Source organism: Paracoccus sp. S3-43 (assembly GCF_029027965.1).
In the GTDB taxonomy this organism is placed as follows: Bacteria; Pseudomonadota; Alphaproteobacteria; order Rhodobacterales; family Rhodobacteraceae; genus Paracoccus.
The window spans coordinates 2,061,198-2,081,731 of record NZ_CP119082.1; the positions used below are offsets into that span (position 1 = coordinate 2,061,198).

21 protein-coding genes are annotated in these 20,534 nt (G+C 68.3%); 7 read left to right on the forward strand and 14 right to left on the reverse strand.

The features are described 5' to 3' along the window. Positions 1-46 precede the first annotated feature (46 nt). Positions 47-787, forward strand: coding sequence for a DsbA family protein (locus tag PXD02_RS10790; protein WP_275103881.1), 741 nt, complete (start codon positions 47-49; stop codon positions 785-787). Positions 788-846: 59 nt separating this feature from the next. Here the strand turns inward: PXD02_RS10790 and betA are convergent, their stop codons facing one another. The 3 genes from betA to betI are packed head-to-tail and all read right to left on the reverse strand — an operon-like array spanning position 847 to position 4,484. Beyond that, a complete protein-coding gene (betA, locus tag PXD02_RS10795) occupies positions 847-2,466 on the reverse strand; it encodes a choline dehydrogenase (RefSeq protein ID WP_275103882.1) in 1,620 nt (539 codons plus the stop codon). Positions 2,467-2,475: 9 nt separating this feature from the next. Beyond that, on the reverse strand, positions 2,476-3,915 hold the full coding sequence (gene betB / locus PXD02_RS10800) for a betaine-aldehyde dehydrogenase (protein WP_275106405.1): 1,440 nt from the start codon (positions 3,913-3,915) through the stop codon (positions 2,476-2,478). Between the two features lie 2 nt (positions 3,916-3,917). Beyond that, entirely contained in the window at positions 3,918-4,484 is a 567-nt protein-coding gene (gene betI, locus PXD02_RS10805) for a choline-binding transcriptional repressor BetI (RefSeq protein WP_275106406.1), read from the reverse strand. An 85-nt stretch (positions 4,485-4,569) separates the two neighbouring features. On the opposite strand from betI, the gene choX reads away from it, so the two are divergent. The 4 genes from choX (at position 4,570) to PXD02_RS10825 (ending at position 8,729) form a co-directional block, all read left to right on the forward strand. Beyond that, a complete protein-coding gene (gene choX, locus PXD02_RS10810; RefSeq protein WP_275103883.1) occupies positions 4,570-5,547 on the forward strand; it encodes a choline ABC transporter substrate-binding protein in 978 nt (325 codons plus the stop codon). A 46-nt stretch (positions 5,548-5,593) separates the two neighbouring features. Beyond that, positions 5,594-6,442: a choline ABC transporter permease subunit gene (choW, locus tag PXD02_RS10815; RefSeq protein ID WP_275103884.1), complete on the forward strand. Its 849-nt coding sequence runs from the start codon at positions 5,594-5,596 to the stop codon at positions 6,440-6,442. Beyond that, positions 6,439-7,455, forward strand: coding sequence for a choline ABC transporter ATP-binding protein (choV, locus tag PXD02_RS10820; RefSeq protein WP_275103885.1), 1,017 nt, complete (start codon positions 6,439-6,441; stop codon positions 7,453-7,455). Before choW ends, choV begins: the two co-directional genes overlap by 4 nt. Before the next feature lie 110 nt (positions 7,456-7,565). Next, positions 7,566-8,729, forward strand: a complete 1,164-nt coding sequence (locus PXD02_RS10825) for an NAD-dependent epimerase/dehydratase family protein (protein ID WP_275103886.1) — start codon at positions 7,566-7,568, stop codon at positions 8,727-8,729. A 3-nt stretch (positions 8,730-8,732) separates the two neighbouring features. On the opposite strand, the gene PXD02_RS10830 is transcribed toward PXD02_RS10825, so the two are convergent. Next, complete coding sequence (locus PXD02_RS10830) at positions 8,733-9,551, reverse strand: alpha/beta fold hydrolase (RefSeq protein WP_275103887.1); 819 nt, start codon at positions 9,549-9,551, stop codon at positions 8,733-8,735. 59 nt (positions 9,552-9,610) lie between these two features. Further along, positions 9,611-9,994, reverse strand: a complete 384-nt coding sequence (locus PXD02_RS10835; protein WP_275103888.1) for a DUF2147 domain-containing protein — start codon at positions 9,992-9,994, stop codon at positions 9,611-9,613. 139 nt (positions 9,995-10,133) lie between these two features. On the opposite strand from PXD02_RS10835, the gene hisA reads away from it, so the two are divergent. Together hisA and PXD02_RS10845 are read left to right on the forward strand one after the other, a co-directional pair. After that, positions 10,134-10,859 (forward strand): 1-(5-phosphoribosyl)-5-[(5-phosphoribosylamino)methylideneamino]imidazole-4-carboxamide isomerase, encoded by a 726-nt coding sequence (gene hisA, locus PXD02_RS10840; RefSeq protein WP_275103889.1) that lies wholly within the window; start codon positions 10,134-10,136, stop codon positions 10,857-10,859. 58 nt (positions 10,860-10,917) lie between these two features. Further along, positions 10,918-11,322, forward strand: a complete 405-nt coding sequence (locus PXD02_RS10845; RefSeq protein WP_275103890.1) for a VOC family protein — start codon at positions 10,918-10,920, stop codon at positions 11,320-11,322. Here PXD02_RS10845 and PXD02_RS10850 read toward each other — a convergent pair. The 9 genes from PXD02_RS10850 to gmk form a co-directional block, all read right to left on the reverse strand. Further along, complete coding sequence (locus PXD02_RS10850) at positions 11,313-11,636, reverse strand: 2Fe-2S iron-sulfur cluster-binding protein (protein ID WP_275103891.1); 324 nt, start codon at positions 11,634-11,636, stop codon at positions 11,313-11,315. The two genes, PXD02_RS10845 and PXD02_RS10850, sit on opposite strands and share 10 nt — an antisense overlap. 103 nt (positions 11,637-11,739) lie before the next feature. Continuing rightward, positions 11,740-13,296, reverse strand: coding sequence for a Do family serine endopeptidase (locus PXD02_RS10855; protein ID WP_275103892.1), 1,557 nt, complete (start codon positions 13,294-13,296; stop codon positions 11,740-11,742). A 177-nt stretch (positions 13,297-13,473) separates the two neighbouring features. After that, positions 13,474-14,673: a protease modulator HflC gene (gene hflC, locus PXD02_RS10860; RefSeq protein ID WP_473092083.1), complete on the reverse strand. Its 1,200-nt coding sequence runs from the start codon at positions 14,671-14,673 to the stop codon at positions 13,474-13,476. 17 nt (positions 14,674-14,690) lie between these two features. Further along, on the reverse strand, positions 14,691-15,890 hold the full coding sequence (gene hflK, locus PXD02_RS10865; RefSeq protein WP_275103894.1) for an FtsH protease activity modulator HflK: 1,200 nt from the start codon (positions 15,888-15,890) through the stop codon (positions 14,691-14,693). Positions 15,891-15,994: 104 nt separating this feature from the next. Continuing rightward, positions 15,995-17,392 (reverse strand): glutathione-disulfide reductase, encoded by a 1,398-nt coding sequence (gene gorA, locus PXD02_RS10870; RefSeq protein WP_275103895.1) that lies wholly within the window; start codon positions 17,390-17,392, stop codon positions 15,995-15,997. A gap of 3 nt (positions 17,393-17,395) precedes the next feature. Further along, positions 17,396-18,148, reverse strand: coding sequence for a ribose-5-phosphate isomerase RpiA (gene rpiA / locus PXD02_RS10875; RefSeq protein ID WP_275103896.1), 753 nt, complete (start codon positions 18,146-18,148; stop codon positions 17,396-17,398). 72 nt (positions 18,149-18,220) lie between these two features. Continuing rightward, positions 18,221-19,336, reverse strand: coding sequence for a sensor histidine kinase (locus tag PXD02_RS10880; RefSeq protein WP_275103897.1), 1,116 nt, complete (start codon positions 19,334-19,336; stop codon positions 18,221-18,223). After that, complete coding sequence (locus PXD02_RS10885; RefSeq protein WP_275103898.1) at positions 19,333-19,854, reverse strand: gamma carbonic anhydrase family protein; 522 nt, start codon at positions 19,852-19,854, stop codon at positions 19,333-19,335. Before PXD02_RS10885 ends, PXD02_RS10880 begins: the two co-directional genes overlap by 4 nt. Continuing rightward, positions 19,851-20,480: a guanylate kinase gene (gene gmk / locus PXD02_RS10890; protein WP_275103899.1), complete on the reverse strand. Its 630-nt coding sequence runs from the start codon at positions 20,478-20,480 to the stop codon at positions 19,851-19,853. The genes PXD02_RS10885 and gmk overlap by 4 nt, the downstream gene beginning before the upstream one ends. Between the last annotated feature and the right edge of the window lie 54 nt (positions 20,481-20,534).

Sequence of the window (20,534 nt, forward strand, 5' to 3'; positions counted from 1 at the left end):
GGGCGGCGCAAGCGCCAAGCTGGCGCGAACCAAGACGAGGATCCCGATGAAACGCCTGATCGCCGCGCTGCTTTTGACCGCGACCCCCGCCATGGCCTTCGACATCTCCGCGATGTCGGACGCCGAAAAGGCCGCCTTCGGGGACGCCGTGCGGGAATACCTGATGGCCAATCCCGAGGTGCTGGTCGAATCCATCAACGTGCTGGAAGAACGCCGCGCCGCGTCCGAGGCGGAAAACGACGTGGCCCTGGTCGCGTCGAACCGCGAGGCGATCTTTCAGGACGGCCACAGCTGGGTCGGCGGCAATCCCGATGGCGACGTGACGGTGGTGGAATTCATCGACTATCGCTGCGGCTATTGCCGCAAGTTCAACGACCAGGTCCACGATCTGGTCGAGGGCGACGGCAATATCCGCCTGATCCTGAAGGAATTTCCGATCCTCGGACCGGATAGCGAGACCTCGGCCCGCTTTGCCGTCGCGGCCAAGCAGCTGGGCGGGAATCAGGCCTATGCGAAGGCGCATGACGAATTGATGGCGCTGCGCGGCGCCCCCTCGCCCGAGGCGCTGAAATCCATTGCCGCCGATATCGGCCTCGACGGAGACGAGGTTCTGAACACCATGAACACCGAATCCGTATCCGCCGTGCTACGCGGGAACCGGCAACTGGCGGAACGCATGGCGATCATGGGCACGCCGACCTTCGTGATCGGCGATACCCTGCTGCGCGGGATGCCCGCGGATGGCCTGGACGCCAGCGTCGCCGCCGCGCGCGAGGGGAACGGCTGACGCGCCTCGTGGCGCGGGCGGGAGCCTCCGGCGGGGATATTTACGTGAAGAAGAAGCGGCTATTCGGCCGCCATGCGGTCGTGGTCGGGGCGCGCGATGCGGCCCAGGAGGTGGTCGGCTGCCTTTTCGCCCACCATGATCGACGGGCCGTTCAGGTTGCCGTTGGTGATGCGCGGAAAGATCGAGCTGTCGGCGACGCGCAACCCCTCGACGCCAATCACCTTCAGGTCGGGATCGACGACCGCCATCGGGTCATGGGCCGCGCCCATCCGCGCCGTGCCGCAGGGGTGATAGGCCGATTCGGCGTGGTCGCGGATGAAGGCGTCGATCTGGGCGTCCGTCTGGACTGCCGCGCCGGGCTGGATTTCGTCGCCCCGGTATTCGGTGAAGGCGGGCTGGTTGAAGATCCGGCGCGTCAGGCGGACGCAGGCGCGGAACTCGGCCCAGTCGTCGGGATGGGACATGTAGTTGAAGCGGATCTCGGGCGGCGCCGCCGGGTCGGCAGAGGCCAGCCGCACCGTGCCACGCGATTTCGACCGCATCGGGCCGACATGGGCCTGGAAGCCGTGGCCCTGCGCCGCCGCCTTGCCGTCATAGCGGACCGCCAGCGGCAGGAAGTGATACTGGATGTCGGGGTAATCCACCGCGTCCGAGGACCGGATGAAGCCGCAGCTTTCGAACTGGTTCGACGCGCCCAGCCCGGTCTTTTGCAGCAGCCATTCGACCCCCACCCGGCTTTTGCCCAGAAGATTGTAATAGGTATACAGGGTTATCGGCTTCAACGCCTTGTACTGCATGTAGATTTCAAGGTGGTCCTGCAGGTTCGCGCCGACGCCCGGACGGTCGGCCAGCGGCGCGATGCCGTGCTGGCGCAGGTGGTCGGCGGGACCGATCCCCGACAGCATCAGCAGCTTGGGCGTGTTGATCGAACTGGCCGAGACGATGACCTCGCGTCCGGCGCCGATGGTTTCGACGCGGTTCCCGCGTTCGATTTCAACGCCATAGGCGCGCTTTCCTTGAAACAGGATCCGGCGGGCCAGGGCGCGGACCAGCGTCAGCCGCCCGGTCTTCAGCGCCGGGCGCAGATAGGCGTTGGCGGCGGACCAGCGGCGGCCCTGCCAGATCGTCGCCTCCATCGGGCCGAAGCCTTCCTGATGTTCGCCGTTGTAATCGGGCGTATAGGGCCAGCCCGCCTGCCGCCCGGCCTGGATGAAGGCGTTGAACAGCGGGTTGCGGCGGCGCCCGCGCGTCACATGCAGCGGGCCGTCGGTGCCGCGCCACGGGGAAGCGCCGCCGTGCCAGGTCTCCATCCGCTTGAAATAGGGCAGCACGTCCTCATAGCCCCAGCCCGCCGCGCCGCTGTCGCGCCAATGGTCGAAGTCCTTTCGGTGCCCGCGCACGAAGACCATGCCGTTGATCGAGGACGATCCGCCCAGCACCTTGCCGCGCGGCGTGGCGAGGCGGCGCCCGCCCAGATGCGGTTCCGGCTGGCTGGAAAAACCCCAGTCGTAGCGCGGCATGTTCATCGGGTATGACAGCGCCCCCGGCATCTGGATGAAGATGCCCGCATCGGTGCCGCCGTATTCGATCAGGGTAACGCCGTGTCCCGCCTCGGTCAGGCGATAGGCCAGCGCGCAACCGGCGGAACCGGCGCCGACGATGACGTAATCAGCGGTCATGGCGATCCCCTAATACGGCGCCTCGACGGTGCCCATGCCGACATAGACGGTCTTGAGTTGCGAATAATGCTCGATGGCGGCGGCCGAGTTTTCGCGGCCCAGGCCCGACAGCTTGGTACCGCCGAAGGGCATTTCCACCGGGGTCAGGTTATAGGCGTTGATCCAGCAGGTGCCTGCCTCCAGCGCGGCCACAACACGATGCGCGCGGGTGATGTCCTGCGTGAAGACCCCCGCCGCAAGCCCGAAGCCGGTGGCGTTGGCGCGGGCCACGGCCTCGGCCTCATCGGCGAAGGTCAGCGTGGTCATCACCGGGCCGAAGATCTCGTCGCGGGTGATCGCCATGTCGTCGGCGGCATCGGCGAAGACGGTGGGCGGGATGAACGCCCCCTCGCCCACACCGCCGCAGACCAGCCGCGCGCCCGCCTCCTGCCCGGCGGTGATCGCCGCGCGGATCTTGCCCGCCTGCGCGGCGTTGATGATCGGGCCGAATTGCGTGTCCGGGTCCAGCGGATCGCCGATGCGGACCTGCGCCAGCCGTTCGGCCAGCCGGTCCAGGAAGCCCGCCGCGATCCCCTGTTGCAGGAACACCCGCGTGCCGTTGGAACAGATCTGGCCCGAGGAATAGAAATTCGCCAGGATCGCCGCGCCGACCGCATCCTCCAGGCTGGCGTCGTCGAAGACGATCAGCGGCGACTTGCCGCCAAGCTCCATCGTGACATGGCGCATCCCTTCGGCGGCGGCGGCATAGACGCGGCGGCCGGTGGGCACCGATCCGGTCAGCGAGACCTTGGCCACATGCGGATCGGTCACAAGCGCCGTGCCGACCTCGGCCCGCCCCTGCACCACGTTGAAGATGCCGGGCGGCGCGCCCGCCTGGGTCAGGATTTCCGCCAGCTTCAGGGCGCCCAGGGGCGTTTCCTCGGACGGTTTGAAGACCATGGCATTGCCCATCGCCAGCGCGGGCGCGGCCTTCCAGCAGGCGATCTGGCTGGGATAGTTCCAGGCGCCGATGCCCGCGCAGACGCCCAGCGGTTCGCGCCTTGTATAGGCCCAGTCGCGGCCCAGGGGGATCATCTGGCCGGTCACGGTCGCGGCCAGCCCGCCGAAATACTCCAGCGCCGCCGCCCCGGACGGCCAGTCGGCCACCAGCGTTTCCTGGATCGGCTTGCCGGTATCCAGCGTCTCCAGCCGGGACAGGTCGGCGTTGCGGTCGCGGATGATCGCGGCGGCGCGGGACAGGACGCGGCCCCGGTCGGCGGGCGCCATCGCCGCCCAATCGACCTGCGCGCGGGCGGCGGACCGGCAGGCCAGCGCCACCTGATGGGGCGACGCCTCGCGCAGGGAAGCGATTTCCTGGCCGGTATAGGGATAGCGGACGGGCAGCACCGCGCCCTCGCCCTCGACGAAACGGCCGTCGATGAACAGGCTCGCGGCGGGTTGGGCGTTCAGGGTCACGACAGGGCCTCGTCCAGGTAATCGAAGATCAGCTTGTGCGCGGCATCGGCATCCAGCCCGCCGCGCGTCAGGACCGCGCGCAGATAGACGCCGTCGATCAGCGCGCCCAGGGTGTCGGCCACGGCGGCGGGATGATCGGTCAGCGGGCGCAGCGCCACGATCAGATTCGACCGCAGCCGCCGGTGATAGACCCGCAGCAGGCGCGCGGCCTCGTCGTTGATGAGCGCCAAGGCATAGAAGTTGATCCAGGCGCTGACCGTCTCTCTCTGGAAATTCTGCGGCGCGAAACTGGCGCGGACGATTCCCTCCAACCGGCCGCGCGGCCCCTGGCCCGGCAGGCGTTCCGCCACCGAACCGCTGTAGGTGCGCAGGATGTAACGCATGGCCGAGAGAAAAATCTGCTCTTTCGACCCGAAGTAATGGTGCGCCAATGCTGGCGACATGCCCGCACGCCGGGCAATCTGCGCCACCGTCACGTCAAGCGACCCGGTTCGCCCGATCTCGAAGATCGCGGCGTTGATTAACGCAGCTTTTCGGATAGGCTCGGCACCGATCTTAGGCAAGATTGCACCCCGCTTGAGGGAAAGGTTGCTTCTCGAAGCCTGTGTATCGTTAATTGACTGACCAATCAAGAACAGGAAGCCCAGCATGTTCCGTATCCGCCTGACCGCCGCCCTGGTCACCGCCACGGCCATTGGCACGGCCATTGGCACGGCCATCGGCACGGCCCTTGCAGGCCCCGTTGCGGCGGCCGAGCCGGACACATGCCGCAAGGTCGTTCTGTCCGACGTGGGCTGGACCGACATCACCGCCACGACCGCGCTGGCCTCGACCGTGTTGCAGGCCCTGGGATACGAGACGGAAACCAAGCTGCTGTCGGTGCCGGTGACCTATACGGCGCTGTCGACCGACGACGTGGACATCTTCCTGGGCAACTGGATGCCGACGATGGAGGCCGACATCGCCCCCTATCGCGACGCGGGCACGGTGGACACGGTGCGCACCAACCTGACGGGGGCGAAATACACGCTGGCCACCAACAAGGCGGGGGCCGATCTGGGCATCACCGATTTCGCCAGGATCGCCGAACACAAGGACGCGCTGTCCGGCCAGATCTACGGGATCGAGCCGGGCAATGACGGCAACCGCCTGCTGCTGGAGATGGTGGCCGAGGACAAGTTCGGGCTGGGCACCTTCGAGGTGGTCGAATCCAGCGAACAGGGGATGCTGGCCCAGGTCGCCCGCGCCGATGCGGCGGGCCAGCCGGTGGTGTTCCTGGGCTGGGAACCGCATCCGATGAACGCCCAGTTCGAGATGACCTATCTGGAAGGCGGGGACGAAATCTTCGGTCCCGACCTGGGCGGGGCCGAGGTGCGCACGAATACCCGCCACGGCTATGTCGCGGAATGCCCCAATGTCGGCAAGTTCCTGCAAAACCTGGAATTCACCCTGCCGATGGAAAACGAGGTGATGGGCAGGATCCTGAACGACGGGCAGGATCCGATGGCCGCCGCCAAGGACTGGCTGTCGGCCAATCCCGATGCCGCGACCCCCTGGCTTGACGGCGTGACCACCTTCGACGGCAACGACGCGGCCGCCGCCCTGACCGGGGCGCTGTCCGGGTGAGCGTCGGCGCGCCCGCCTTTTCCCCCGCACCAGCAAGGAACCGCGCATGGAGCAGTTGACGGCATGGGTGACCGATAACAAGATACCGGTGGGGCGCACCGCAAAGTCGATCTTCGACTGGCTGAACGCCAACGCCTCGGGGCTGTTCAACGCCGTCTCGGGCGCGTTGGACTGGCTGATCGGACGCATCCTCGCCGCGTTGGAGGCGCCGCACCCGCTGCTGTTCATCCTGCTGGCCGTGGCGCTGACCTGGGTCTTGCAGCGCAACTGGAAGACCTGCCTGCTGGTCGCGGCGGGACTGCTGTTCGTCCTGAACCAAGGCTATTGGGACGAGATGCAGCAATCCCTCACGCTGGTGCTGGCGGCCTGCCTGGTCTGCATGGCGATCGGCGTGCCGGTGGGCATCGCCGCCGCGCACCGCCCGCGCCTTTACGCCTGGATGCGGCCGGTTCTGGATCTGATGCAGACGCTGCCGACCTTCGTCTATCTGATCCCGGCCATCGTGTTCTTCGGCATCGGCATGGTGCCGGGGCTGCTGGCCACCGTCATCTTCGTGCTGCCCGCGCCGATCCGGCTGACCCAGCTTGGCATCGCCTCGACCCCCGCCGCGCTGGTCGAGGCCGCGACCGCCTTCGGCGCCACGCCGCGCCAGCTTCTGTGGAAGGTCGAACTGCCAAGTGCGCTGCCCCAGATCATGGCCGGACTGAACCAGACGATCATGCTGTCGCTGTCGATGGTGGTGATCGCGGCGCTTGTCGGGGCGGCGGGCCTTGGCGTGCCGGTGGTCCGGGCGCTGAACAGCGTCAATACCTCGCTGGGGTTCGAATCGGGCTTCGTGATCGTCGTGGTGGCGATCCTGCTGGACCGGATGCTGCGGATGGAGGGCCGGAAATGACCATCGTTCCCAACGCCGTCGAATTCGACCGGGTGTCCATCGTCTTCGGCGACCACCCAGAGACCGCCCTGCCGCTGATGGACCAGGGCAAGGAACGCGGAGAGATTCGCGCGGCCACCGGCCAGGTGCTGGGCGTCCACGACTGTTCGCTGAACGTCCGCCAGGGCGAGATCCTTGTGCTGATGGGCCTGTCCGGGTCGGGCAAGTCCACCCTGCTGCGCGCCGTCAACGCGCTGAACCACGTCTGCCGGGGCGAGGTCCGGGTCTGGGACGGCCAAGGCATGATCTCGGTCAGCGGGGCGGGAAAACGGACGCTGCGCGACATCCGGCTGCGCCATGTGGCGATGGTGTTCCAGCAGTTCGGCCTGCTGCCCTGGCGCAGCGTTCGCGAAAACGTGGGCCTGGGGCTGGAGCTTGCGGGCATGTCCCCCGCCGAACGCAAGGCCCGCGTGGATCACCAGCTTGAGACGGTGGGGCTGAAGGACTGGGCCGAACGCAAGGTGGGCGACCTGTCGGGCGGGATGCAGCAGCGCGTGGGCCTGGCCCGCGCCTTCGCGACCGAGGCGCCGATCCTGCTGATGGACGAACCGTTCAGCGCGCTCGATCCGCTGATCCGCGCGCGGCTGCAGGACGAATTGCTGGAATTGCAGGCCAAGACCCGGCGCACCATCATCTTCGTCAGCCACGACCTGGACGAGGCGTTCAAGCTGGGCAACCGCATCGCCCTGATGGAGGGCGGCCGCATCGTCCAGATCGGCACCGCGCGAGAGATCATCGCCAACCCGGTCAGCGATTATGTCGCCGATTTCGTGGCGCACATGAACCCGCTGGGGGTGCTGACCGCCGCCGACGTGGTCCAGCCGGGCGACGCGCCGGGCGATCCGGTGCCCCGCGACATGCCGGTGCGCAAGGTGATGGGGCTGCTGTCGGACCGCGCCGCCCTGCCGGTCGACGGCGGCGGCTGCATCACCCGCGACGCGGTGCTGGCCCGGCTGATCGACCCGCGCGGCTGACCCTTCGCCGTGGCCCGAATGCGACAAGCATGTGTCGGTCGCGTGGCAGCTATGGCATCCGCGCATCCGCCCCTTTAAAAGGCGGCAAAGCGGCTATCAGAGGCAGGTTCATGAAGATCATCGTTCTGGGCGGAGACGGTTTCTGCGGTTGGCCGACCGCGCTGCATCTTTCCGCGCGCGGTCATGACGTGGTGATCGTGGACAACCTGTCGCGGCGCAAGATCGACGTGGAGCTTGAGGTCAGCAGCCTGACGCCCATCCGCCCCCTGGGCGAACGCGTGCGGGCCTGGCACGAACTGACCAACCACAGCATCCGGGTCGAGAATTTCACCGTCGGCGAACATTACCACCGCCTGCTGACCCTGTTGCGCGACGAACGGCCCGACGCGGTGATCCATTTCGCCGAACAGCGCGCCGCGCCCTATTCGATGAAATCGAGCTGGCACAAGCGCTATACCGTCAGCAACAACCTGAACGCGACGAACGACATCCTGGCGGCCATTGTCGAGTCCGGCCAAGACATCCACCTGGTCCACCTGGGCACGATGGGCGTCTATGGCTATGGCACGGCGGGGATGAAGATCCCCGAAGGATATCTGAACGTCGTGGTGGAAACCGAGAACGGCCCCCACAGGCAAGAGATCCTGTATCCCGCCAATCCGGGGTCGATCTATCACATGACCAAGACCCAGGATCAGCTGTTCTTCTTCTATTACAACAAGAACGACGGCGTGCGGATCACCGACCTGCATCAGGGCATCGTCTGGGGCACCCAGACCGAGGAGACGCGCCTGGACGACCGACTGATCAACCGCTTCGACTATGACGGCGATTACGGCACGGTGCTGAACCGTTTCCTGATGCAGGCGGCCATCGGCTATCCGCTGACGGTGCACGGCACCGGCGGGCAGACCCGCGCCTTCATCCATATCCAGGACACCTGCCGCTGTATCGAGCTTGCGCTGACGAACCCGCCTGCCAAGGGGGACCGCGTCAGCATCCTGAACCAGATGACCGAAACCCACCGCGTCCGCGACCTGGCGCAGATGATCGCCGACCAGACCGGGGTCGAGATCGCCTTCCTGAAGAACCCCCGCAACGAGGCCGACGAAAACGACCTGCATGTCGCCAACGACCGCTTTCTGGGCCTGGGGCTGGAACCGATCAAGCTGGCCGACGGGTTGCTGGCCGAGGTCCAGGAAATCGCCCGCAAATACGCCGACCGCTGCGACCGCGACAAGATCCCCTGCGTGTCGCAATGGCGGACGGCCTAGACATCAGGTCTGCCGCAGGAACTCCAGCAGATCGTCGACCAGCCGGTCCGCATGGGTCGCGGTCAGCCCGTGCGGGGCGCCGCTGTATTCGATCAGACGGGCATCGGGCAGCATCGAGGCCAGGCGTTCGGCGGTTGCGGCACTGGGAACGGTCTTGTCACCGGTGCCGTGGATGATCAGCGTGGGCACGGTGATGTTGGGCAGGTCGCCGCTGAAGTCGGTCGTCCCGAAGGCCGTCACGCATTCCAGCGTCGCGCGGGGGCTGGCCATCATCGCCATGCCCAGGGACCAGTCCAGGATCTGCTGGCTGACGCCGCCGATCATGCCCTGACCATAGAACTGCTTGAAGAAGTCGGCCAGGAAGGCGGGGCGATCCTTGCGCAGGCCCGCCCGGATCCCGTCCAACAGGTCGCGGGTGATGCCCTTGGGGTTGCTTTCCGCTTTCAGCATCCCCGGCACGACCGAGGCCACGAACACCGCCTGCGACACGCCGCCGCCATGGCGGGTCATGTAGCGCGCGACCTCGCCCCCGCCCATGGAAAAGCCGACAAGCGTGGCGTCCGTCACGCCCAGCCCGTCGATCACCGCCGCCAGGTCATCGGCCAGGGTGTCATAGTCATAGCCGTCCCAAGGCTGGTCGGACCGGCCGAAGCCGCGCCGGTCATGGCTGATGACGCGGAACCCCGCCTCGGCCAGCCTGACAGCCTGGTATTCCCAACTGTCGGCGTTCAAGGGCCAGCCGTGGATCAGCACCACGGGTCGGCCCCGGCCCCAGTCCCTGACGTGCAGCGTCGTTCCGTCGCCTGCGGTGATTACCGGCATGTCGCACTCTCCTGATCCAGCCTTGGCAGGGGAACGCCGGAGGATCGGGCCGGGTTGCCTTACCGGACCCGCGCCCAGGTCTGGCTTTTGCAGATCAGCCCGCCCGCGACGCAGCCCGACAGGCTCATGCGGTCGCCGGCGACGCTGGCCTTGCCGTTGTAGATCTTGTCATTGGCGGGCCGCCACACCTTGCCCGTGTAAGTGCCGCCGCCCCGTGGGGCCATGTCGATGACGATCTGGCGGCCCAGATTCGGGGACTGGTATTGCGACTGGCCCCGGAAGGTCCGGGTGATCGTGCCGCAGAATGCCCCGCCGCACGGGGCGATGGTGACATGGGCGAAGGCTCCGTCGTCGGGCTGGGTCTGCCAGACCCCCTCGATCGGGTCGGCGGCGGCTGCGGTGGCTGCCAGGGCAAGAATGGCGGCGGCGACGATGTGGCGCATGGGTTCCCTCCTCCAGATGCGGCGATGCTGCGCGGGCGGCCCGCTGTCTGGCAAGCCTGACGTGAGGTCGCAGCGCCCTTCCGTTCCCCGCGCGTCCATGGCAAAGCGTGCGCAACCTGCGAGAACACCGGAGCCCGCCATGATCCTTTACCCCGCCATCGACCTGAAGGACGGCCACTGCGTCCGCCTGCTGCGCGGCGAGATGGAGGCGGCGACCGTCTTCGGCACCGATCCGGCGGCGCAGGCGCGGGCCTTCCAGGAGGCCGGGGCGGAATGGCTGCACCTGGTCGATCTGAACGGCGCCTTCGCGGGCCATCCGGTGAACGCCGAGGCGGTTCAGGCGATCCTGGCCGCCATCGACATTCCCGCCCAGCTGGGCGGCGGCATCCGCGACATGGCGACCATCGAAGGCTGGCTGGACAAGGGCCTGTCCCGCGTGATCCTGGGCACCGTCGCGGTCGAAAACCCCGACCTGGTGCGCGAGGCCGCCGCCGCCTTCCCCGGCCGCATCGCGGTGGGCATCGACGCCCGCGCCGGGCGCGTGGCGACCCGCGGCTGGGCCACCGAGACGCAGGTGTTGGCCACCGACCTGGCCCGCCAGTTCCAGGACGCGGGCGTGGCCGCGATCATCTATACCGACATCGACCGCGACGGCGCCATGCAAGGCCCCAACATCGCCGCGACCGAGGCCTTGGCCCGCGCCGTCGGCATCCCGGTCATTGCATCCGGCGGCGTGTCGTCGCTGGACGACCTGCGCGCCCTGGGGGATACGGGGGTGATCGCCGGGGCGATCTCGGGGCGGGCGCTCTATGACGGGGCGATCGATCTCGCGCAGGCGCTTGCGTTGCTGAGGCCGCCCATCTGACGCTTGGCAGCACGCCGGATTCGGTGCAGCATCGGCCCGTTCCCTGAAAGGACTGGCCATGGCAAAACCCTGCATCTACCCGACGCTGCGCTATGCCGATGCGGATGCCGCGATCCGCTGGCTGACCGATACGCTTGGCTTTCGCGACCATGCCGTCCATCGCGCGGAGGATGGCACCGTCGCCCATGCCGAACTGGCGCTTGGGCCGTCGATCATCATGCTGGGGCAGGCCCGCGACGATGCCTATGGCGCGATGGTCGGCGTGGGCAGGCGAACCGATGCGATCTATGTCGCGGTGCCCGATGCCGATGCGGTCTTCGCCCGCGTCGAAGCGTCTGGCGTCGCCATCGAAAAGCCGCCCCATGACACCGACTATGGCAGCCGCGAATTCGCCTGCCGCGACCCCGAGGGCAACCTGTGGAGCGTCGGCACCTACTGGCCGACGGTCGCCGATCAGATCTGACGTTCGGGCATCTGCACGACCAGCCCGTCCAGCGCGTCCGTCACCTTGATCTGGCAGGTCAGGCGGGACCGTTCGGGATCGGGCTGATAGGCGAAATCCAGCATGTCCTCCTCCATCGGGTCTTTCGGGGGAAGCTGGTCGACCCATTCCGCCGCGACATAGACATGGCAGGTCGAACAGGCGCAGGCGCCGCCGCAATCGGCGTCGATGCCGGGAATGCCGTTGTCGCGCGCGCCCTCCATCACCGTCATGCCGGGCTTCACGTCCACCTCGTGGCGGGTTCCGTTATGCTCGATATAGGTGATGCGGGCCATGGCTTGGGTGTCCTTTGCTGTGCAGGGCGCAGATAGGCCATCGGCCCCGCAATGAAAAGGGGCGGCCCCGCAGGACCGCCCCCATGGTCCCCAGGGGACAGGATCAGGATTTGCCGACCGGCAGGGCCACGAAGCGCGGCTCTCCGGCGCGGCGCACCAGCACCAGCAGGGACTTGCGCCCCGCCTCGCGCGCCTCGTCGATGCGGGCGTTCAGGTCGCTGATGGACGCGACCGGCTGCTGGCCCGCCTCGGTGATGATGTCGCCGGGGGCAAGGCCCTTTTCGGCGGCTTCGCTGGACGGATCGACCTCTTGCACCACAAGGCCGCGCGCGTCGTTGGGCAGGCCCATGTCCTGCGCCATCTCGGGCGTCAGCACGGACAGCGTCATGCCCAGGACATCCTGCTGGCTGGGCCCGCCTTCCGAACCGCCGGGCCGGTCCTCCGCGCCTTCCGCCGTTTCGCGGCGGCCCAGCGTCACCGACAGGGTGACCGGGCCGTCGCTGCGCTGCACCACGACATCGACCGGCTCGCCGGAGGGCGCCTCGGCCACGCGGCGGACCAGGCTGCGGGTGTCCTTGACCTCGGACCCGGCAAAGCTGGTGATCACGTCGCCCGCGCGCATCCCGGCCTCGCGCGCGGGGCCTTCGGGAACATCCGTCACCATGGCGCCGGATTCGGCGGCCAGGCCAAGCGCCTCGGCCATGTCGGGGGTCACGTCCTGGATCTTGACGCCCAGCCAGCCGCGCCGGGTTTCCCCGAATTCCTGCAACTGCTTCACGACGCTGGAGACGACGTTCGACGCCATGGAAAAGCCAATGCCGATGGAGCCGCCGTTGGGCGACAGGATCGCGGTGTTGACGCCCACGACCTCGCCCTTGAGGTTGAACAGCGGCCCGCCGGAATTGCCCCGGTTGATCGCCGCGTCGGTTTGCAGATAGTCGTCATAGGTGCCCGACAGTTCGCGGTTGCGCGCCGACACGATCCCCGAACTGGCCGAGAAGCCCTGGCCCAGCGGGTTGCCAAGCGCCAGCACCCAGTCGCCCACGCGGGCATCGTCGGAATTGCCGAATTCCACGAAGGGCAGCGGGTCGCCGCTTTCGACCTTCAGCAGGGCCACGTCGGTGTTCGGGTCGGTGCCGATGACCTTGGCGGGCAGGGTCTCGCCCGAATAGAATTCGATCTCGATCTCGTCCGCGCCCTCGATGACGTGGTTGTTCGTGACGATGAACCCGTCGGCCGAAATCACGAAGCCCGACCCCAGGGCGTTGGACCGCTGGGGCATCCGGGGACCGCCCGGTCCCGGCTGGCCGGGAATGCCCGGAAAGCCGAAATCGCGGAACAGGTCGGAAAACGGGCTGCCTTCGGGGAAGATCGGTGCGCCTTCGCCGCCGGTCGGTTGGGCCACCACGGCGGTGGTGGTGATGTTCACGACGGCGGGCGCGACCTGCTGGACCAGATCGGCAAAGCTGTCGGGCATGACCTGCGACGAGCCCGTCTCGGGCGCCGACAGCGGTTCGTTGTTGTTCGCCGCCTCTTGCGCCTGCTGGCTGGCCTCGGGCGTGATGTCGGGATGCGCGTCCTGCGCCGCCGCGAAACCAAGGCCGACGGTCACGGCCAGCGCCGAGGCGGTCAGGAGATGCCGAGGAGAAAAGGTCTTCATGCGGATGCCCTCATCTTGCGCATATTGCCCTGGGCCGAAGATGGCCGGGGACCAGGTTTGGATATGAAGAAGAAATAGGTCGGCGTTGCAAATAAACCACGCTCTCGGGCAGTGAACTGATCGTGACTTTTATTGCAGAAGGGGCGGATGGTGTCCCACCCGCCCCTCTCGTGTCGGTCATTCCTGCGCCGGGGCGTCTTGCGGGGCAGGGTCCGCGGGCCCTTCGCCCGCCGGCTGTTCCGCCACCGGAGCGGTCTCGGGCGCAGTTTCGGGGGCGGTCTCGGGAGCAATCTCGGCGGGGGCACCGACGCCTTCGGTCTGCTGGGGCGGGGTCGCCAGCATTTCCGGCACCGGGGTCAGGGTGACGCCCGCGCTTTCGCCCAGGCGGTTGCCTTCGCGGTCGGTCACGGTCGGGGTGACCAGGCCTTCCTCGTCCTCGGCGGCGGTCGGCGGCTGGATGGTGCCCGCCGAATTGCCCGCGGGAACCGGGGTCGGCGACGGGTTCGCACGGCTGGCGCCGTCATCGCGCAGATAGCTGAAGAATTCCCCGTCCGGCTGCAACACCATGGTGCTGTTCCCGCCCCGGATCGCCCGTTCATACGAGGTCATCGACCGCGTGAAGGCGAAGAATTCCGGGTCGCGCCCGAAGGCGTCGGCATAGATGGCGTTGCGCTGCGCGTCGGCCTCGCCTCGGACGATCTCGGCGCGCTTGGACGCCTCGGATGTCAGTTCCGTCACCGTCCGGTCGGCCGCGGCGCGGACCCGCTGCGCGGCCTCGCCGCCCCGGGCGATCTCGTCGGCGGCTTCGCGCTGCCGTTCGGCGCGCATCCGGGCATAGGTCGCATTCAGGTTCTGTTCCGGCAGGTCGGTGCGGGTCAGGCGCACGTCGATGATCTCGACCCCCAGCCCTTCCGAGTTCGAGCGCGCCTCGTCGCGGATCTGGTTCATCAGCGCGGTCCGGTCGTCCGACAGCACGCTGGTGGACGGGACCGTGCCCAGCACCTCGCGGATGGCGTTGCGCACGATGGGTTCCAGGCGGCCCTGCGCGCCCTGGATGCCGCCCGCGCCCACCGCCTGGCGGAAGCGGACCACATCGGTGATCCGCCAGCGGGCAAAGGCATCCACGATCAGGCGCCGGTCGTCCAGGGGCGTGACCTCCAGCGGGACGGTGGGCAGGCCCAGGATGCGGCCGTCGTATTTTTCAACATTGTCCAGGAACGGCACCTTGAAATCCAGGCCCGGATCCTCCTTCACGTCGACGACCCGGCCCAGGCGCAGCACCAGGGCCTTTTCGCGTTCGTCGACGATGAACACCGAGGACGCGACCAGCACGCCCACCGCGATCAGGGCGGGAATGGCCAGCGTCGCGGCCGTGATTCTGCGAGCGGTGGCCATCAGTTGTTCCCTCCGGTATTGGCGTTGCCCTGGCCGGACCGGCGCAGCTGGTCAAGCGGCAGATAGGGCACGACGCCCGATCCTTGCCCGTCCACGCCGTCGCCCAGGATCACCTTGTCCACGCCGCCCAGGACGTTTTCCATGGTTTCCAGATACATCCGGCGGCGGGTCACTTCGGGCGCCTTCACATATTCCTCGTAGATCGAATTGAAGCGCGCGGCCTCGCCCTGGGCGGTGTTGACCGCCTGGGCGCGATAGGCCTCGGCCTGTTCCAGCGCCTGGGCGGCGTCGCCTCGGGCCTGGGCCAGGACGCGGTTGGCATAGGCGTCGGCTTCCTTCTCAAGCCGGTCGCGCTCCTGCTGGGCGGCCTGCACCTCGCGGAAGGCGTCGATCACCTCGGACGGGGGGTCGGCGCGGTCCAGGTTGACGCGGATCACGTTGATCCCGGACTGATAGGCGTCCAGCGTGTCCTGGACCGAGGTTTGCAGGTCGTTGGCGATGGTGCCGCGATCGCGGTTCAGGATCGGCGCCAGTTCGCTGCGCGCGATGATGTCGCGCATCGAGGATTCGGCCACGGCGCGCATGGTGTCGGCGGGATCGGCCAGGTTGAACAGGAATTTTTCCGGGTCCGAGATGTTCCAGACGACCTGGTATTCCATGTCCACGATGTTCTGGTCGCGGGTCAGCATCAGGCCGCTGTCCATCTCTCCCTGGCGGCCGGTGCCGATCTCGGTCACGCGTTCGTTGGTGACCGGGATGACCTCGGCGGTGACGACCGGCCAGGGGGCGAAGTTCAACCCTTCCGTGCCCACGGCCACCGCGCGGCCGAACAGGAATTCGACGCTGCGTTCGTTGGTCTGGACGCGATAGAAGCTGGCGAAGGCCCACAGGGCCAGCAGGATCAGCCCGCCGATGGTCAGGGTGGTGCGGTTCATCTGGAACCCCGGCGCCTGCGGTCGGCGCGGGCCGCCGCCGTTCGGGCCATGGCCGCCGCCGCCGCGCCCGCCCATCAGCACGCGCAGCCGTTCCTGGCCCTTCTTCATCAGATCTTCGATCTCGGGCATCTGCTGCGGGCCGCCGGGCCGTTGCGGCCCTTTCGGCGGTTGCTGCTGTCCCCAGGGGCGGTTCGGGGGGCGCTTGTTGCGATCCTCGTCATCTCCTCCGCCGCTTCCGCCGCCCCATGGGCCCTGACTTGCCATCCCTGATCCTTCTTTCTTCGTCGAAATTCCGTTGCCTGAAACTGGGACGGCAGGGGGAAATGTCAACCCGAACCGCCCCCGCCCGCGCCCATCTGTCGCGATTGTCAGGCGGTTGCAGCCTGTGCAGGAACCTCCAGCCGGAGCCGGCGCGTCGGGTTGCGCATCGTCACCAGTTCCTCGGCCGCGGTGGGGTGGACGGCCATGGTCGCATCGAAATCGGCCTTGGTCGCGCCCATGGTGATGGGGATCGCGGCAAGCTGGATCATCTCTCCGGCGTCGGGACCGACGATGTGGCAGCCCAGCACCTTGTCGGTTTCGGGATCGACCAGCAGCTTCATCATCACCTTGGCATTGCTGCCCGCGAACATCGACCGCATCGGCCGGAACACCGTGTCATAGACATCCACATCGCCGCGCGCGCAGGCCTGTTCCTCGGTCAGCCCGACCGAGGCGACCTCATGCGGGCGCAGATAGACGGCGCTGGCGACATTGACATGGCTGACGCTGCGCGCCCGGCCGCCGAAGACCGTATCGGCAAAGGCATGGCCCTCGCGGATCGCCACCGGGGTCAGGTTGACCCGGTCGGTCACGTCGCCCACCGCGAAGATCGAGGGGACCGCCGTCTGCGACCATTCGTCCACCGCGACCGCGCCGTTCGGGCGCAGATGGACGCCGGTCTCCTCCAGCCCCAGTCCGGCGGTATAGGGCGCCCGCCCGGTGGCCCAGATCACCGCGTCGAAGCCGTCGCGGCCGCCGTCGGTGAAGGTGACGCCGATCCGGTCGCCCTGCCGTTCCAGCGCGGTCGGGTTGACGTTCAGGCGCAGGTCGACGCCGATCTCGGACAGTTGCAGCGTCGCCATGTCGCGGGCCTGGCGGTCGAAGCCGCGCAGCACCGCGTCGCCGCGATAGGCCTGCACCGTCTCGCAGCCCAGCCCCGCCAGAATCGTCGCGAATTCGCAGGCGATGAAGCCCCCGCCGACCAGCAGCACCCGGCGCGGCAGCGCCTCCATCAGGAACAGGTCGTCGGAAATCAGGCCCAGTTCCTCGCCCGGAATGCCGGGCAGCGCGGGACGGCCGCCGACCGCGATCAGGATGTGCTTGGCGGTTTTCCGCGTCCCATCGGCCAGGGCGACCGTATGGGGATCGACGACCGTGGCGCGCCGAGGGAAGATCCGCACGCCCGATTTTTCCAGGTTCGCGGTATAGATCAGTTCCAGCCGCGTCAGTTCCGCGTCCAGCTTCTGGCGGAACACCGTCCAGTCGAACCGCCCCGCCTGCGCGCCCTCCCAGCCATAGCCGCGCATCTCGGCCGCCATCAGCCCGGCCTGGGATGCGAAGATCATCAGCTTCTTCGGCACGCAGCCCCGGATCACGCAGGTGCCGCCCATGCGGCTTTCCTCGGCCAGGGCGACGCGGGCGCCGTGTTCGCCCGCCGCGATCCGCGCGGCCCGCACGCCGCCCGAGCCGCCGCCGATCACGAACAAGTCATAGTCGAAAGTCACAGCTCAATCTCCTTCGCCGGCCAGCATGTCGGCGTCTATGTCAGCATTGCGGTCAAGCCGGACGACCGTGCCGTCGGGCTTGCCGATGATCGCCAGGTGGCACATGCCCAGAAACAGCCCGTGTTCCACGACGCCGGGAATCGCCGACAGCGCACGCGCCAGGGCGACCGGGTCGGGGATCGCGCCCAGATGCAGATCCAGGATCCAGTTGCCTTCATCCGTGACCCAGGGTTCGCTGCCCTTCAGGCGGTGCAGCACCTCCCGGTCGCCCAGATCCAGGTCGGCCAGCGCGCGGCGGATCAGGGTGCGGGTGGTTTCGAAGCCGAACTGCACCACCTCGACCGGCAGGGGAAAGGCGCCAAGCTGTTCGACGACCTTGCCGGGATCGGCGATCACCACCATCCGCCGACTGGCCGCCGCGACGATCTTCTCGCGCAGATGCGCGCCGCCGCCGCCCTTGATCAGGTGCAGGTCGGGATCGACCTCGTCGGCGCCGTCGATGGTCATGTCCAGCCAGCCGATGTCGTCCAGGCTCTCGATGGACAGGCCCAGGCTTTCCGCCAGGTCGCAGGTGGCGTGCGAGGTGGCGGCGCAGCGCAGCGACAGCCCTTCGGCCCGCGCGCGGGCGGCCAGTGCGCGGACCATCACGCTGGCGGTCGATCCGGTGCCCAGGCCCAGCTTCATGCCGTCCTGCACCAGGGCCACGGCGGCCCGGGCGGCGGCCAGCTTGGCGGGATCGGGTTCGGTCTGCGACATGGGCTGTCTCCATCCAAAGGCGTTGCGAAAGGTTATAGGCGACCCGCCTGCCCCCCGCCACCGGCAAAACCCTTATCCCCGGCTGACGCCTTCCGGCAGGATCACCGTGAAGGTGCTGCCCTGCCCGCGCCCGCTGTCGATGCGCAACCGGCCGCGATGGCGGTTGACGATATGCTTGACGATGGCAAGGCCCAGGCCGGTGCCGCCCTGGGCGCGGGACCGGTGGGTGTCGACGCGATAGAATCGCTCGGTCAGGCGGGGGAGGTGCATCCCCTCGATCCCCTCGCCCTTGTCGCGGATCTCGACCGCCCAGGCGGGGCCGCGCAGCAGCGGCTCGTGGTCGATCCGGCGCATCGAGACGCCCAGATAGCCGCCCGATCCGCCGTATTTCAGCGCGTTCTCGATCAGGTTCTGGAACACCTGCACCAGCTGATCGGGATCGCCCGGCACCGGCTGGCTGCCCGCGAGGCCCTGGGTTTCGACCGTGACCCCCGCCGCCCGCGCGGCCTGGTCCATCGTCGCCAGCACGCCGCGCAGCAGCAGGGGCAGGTCCACCCGGCCCGCCGGGCGGCGGCGTTCCTCGGCCTGAACGCGGCTCAGCGACAGCAGGTCGCTGACAAGGCGGTTCATCCGGGCCGCCTCGCGTCCCATGATGTCCAGGAAGCGGTCGCGGGCGGGGGCATCGTCGCGGGCCGGACCGCGCAGCGTTTCGATGAAGCCGATCATGGCGGTCAACGGCGTCTTCAGCTCGTGGCTGACATTGGCCACGAAATCGCGGCGCATCTGTTCGGCTTCCTCGGTCACCGACCGGTCCAGCACCGCGATGGTCGCCCCCCGCCCCAGGGCCGAGGGCAGCCGCGCCACGGTGATGTCCGCCGCGAAGTCGCGCCCGTCGGCCACCACCGCCGCCGACAGCCGCACCAGGCCGTCGATCTGCGCCGGACCGGCCAGGGGATCGGGCAAGGGCGCGGGATGGTTGTCGGGATCCAGCACCCAGTCGACCGCCTCGACCACGGCGGGGTGGCGCAGGACGGTGACGAAGGGCCGGTTCAGCAGATCGCCGCCGCCGAACAGGGCCACCGCCGCGCGGTTGGCGCCGATGGTGCGCGCCCGGCCGTCGACGGCCAGCATCGGGACGGGCACGCCCTCCAGCAGGTCCGAGGCCCAGCGATGCCCGTCGCGGATCATCCTGCCGGCCGCAGCCCGGCGCGGAACCGCGCGGCATTGGCGCGGTACCGCCGGGCCGACTGGCGCAGCCCCTCCAGGGCCGCGTCGTCCAGCATCCGCACCACCTTGCCCGGCGCGCCCATGACCAGGGCGCCGGGCGGGATCTCCTTGTTCTCGGCGATCAGCGCCCCGGCGCCGATCAGCGCCCCGGCCCCGATCCGGGCGCCGTTCAGGACCGTCGCGCCCATGCCGATCAGCGCGCCGTCGCCGATGGTGCAGCCGTGCAGGATCGCGCGATGGCCGATGGTGCAATCCGCGCCGATCACCAGCGGACAGCCGGGATCGGTGTGCAGGACGCAGAGATCCTGGACATTGCTGCCCCGGCCCACGCGGATCTCCTCGGTGTCGCCGCGCAGGACCGCGCCCCACCAGACCGATGCGCCGTCCTCCAGCACCACCCGGCCCATCAGTTGCGCATCGGGCGCGACCCAGGCACCCGCCGCGATCCGCGGGGCGTGGCCCTCCAGTTCCCAGATCATGCGTGTTCCTCCATCAGGTTCTTGACGAAGCGGCCCAGACCTCCCTGCCGGTCACGGCGCAGCCGTTCGGCGGTCAGGATGGCGCGCAGGTTCCGTTCGGTCCCGTCCAGGTCGTCGTTGACCAAAACGTAATCGTATTCGGCCCAATGGCTGATCTCGGCCCGGCTTTTCTCCATCCGGCTGGCGATCACCGCCTCGCTGTCCTGGCCGCGCGCGCGCAGGCGGCGTTCCAGTTCCGGCAGCGACGGCGGCAGCACGAAGATCGACACCACATGCCCGCCCAGGGCGGAGGCGCGGATCTGCTGGCCGCCTTGCCAGTCCACGTCGAACAGCGTGTCGCGGCCGTCGCGCATCGCGGCCTCGACCGGGGCGCGCGGGCTGCCATACAGGTTCCCGAACACCTCGGCATGTTCCAGCATCTGCCCCTGTTCAACCATCTGGTGAAAGGCCCCGGCGGTGATAAAGTAATAATGCTGCCCGTCCACCTCGCCCGGACGCGGGGGGCGGGTGGTGGCCGATACCGAAAAACGCAACGAGGGATCCCAGTCCATCAGCCGCCGCGCCAGCGTCGATTTCCCCGCGCCGGACGGCGATGACAGGATGATCAGCAGACCGGTTCTGTCCATGGGGCGCCTTTCCTTGTGCCTTTGCGCGCGGGATGGACCAGCCTTGGCGGGCGG